The sequence below is a fragment of the Ornithinibacillus gellani genome (genome assembly GCF_003730295.1).
GTDB classification, from domain to species: Bacteria; Bacillota; Bacilli; order Bacillales; family Amphibacillaceae; genus Ornithinibacillus_A; species Ornithinibacillus_A gellani.
In genome coordinates this window covers 1-918 of the sequence record NZ_QTSZ01000018.1, presented here as the reverse complement: position 1 = coordinate 918, position 918 = coordinate 1, and the positions used below count along the sequence as shown (strand labels likewise).

General features: G+C 37.4%; 1 pseudogene. It reads right to left on the bottom strand.

The annotated features are described in order from the left end of the window. Positions 1–28: 28 nt before the first annotated feature. A pseudogene (locus tag DX933_RS06265) lies at positions 29–907 on the bottom strand (IS3 family transposase); the annotation flags it as partial. Positions 908–918 lie beyond the last annotated feature (11 nt).

Genomic DNA, 918 nt, shown 5'->3' with positions numbered 1-918 from the left:
TTTCTAAGGTAGGGTAACTTGTTTATGATTAAATTTTGCTCAATTCTGTCTGATGTTTGTGTTTATATTCCATCGGCGTTAAATAATCCAACGATCCATGAATTCGAATATTATTAAACCAATTCACATAATCGAAAAGTTCAAGGTCAAGTGCTTGTTGACAAGGGAAATTGGTGCCGTTCACAAACTCTGTCTTAATAGTCTTAAACATTGCTTCAGCGACGGCGTTGTCGTAAGGCGACCCCTTTTCACTCAGGGATCGTTTAATCCCAAAAGCATCCAGTGCCTCGTCGATGAACTGATTTTTAAACTCATTGCCACGATCTGTGTGAAATATTTCAAGTCGGTTTAGATTGTATGGTACGGATGCAAAAGCACGCTGAACTAACGCTGCGGTCTTATTAGGCCCAGCACTAAAGCCAATGATTTCACGATTATATAAATCTACTAAAATACAGATGTAATGCCATTTTCTATCAACCCGAACATAGGTCAAGTCGCTAACAACTACTTTTAATTCCTGATCTTGATTAAATTCTCGATTCAATACATTGCTGATTTCAGATTCATTACAAGTTGATTTTGTTGGTTTGAATTGGGCTACAGTGTACTTAGATACAAGACCTTGTTCTTTCATAATTCGACCAATACGGCGACGGGAAACAGTCCAGCCAAGCTTTTCAAGTTCCTTTTTGATTTTTCTTTGACCATAAATACTACGGCTTTTTTTGAAGATATCCACAACTAAAATTGTCAGTTCTTCATCATTGTTTTCACGTTCTTTTGCTTCATAGTAATACGTACTTCTTGGAATTTGTAGGACGTCACACATTGCTGATACCGAGTATTTGTGAGCATTATTGCGAATCACATCTACTTTCGTCCCATGATCAGCGCGGCTTGCTTTAAAATATCATT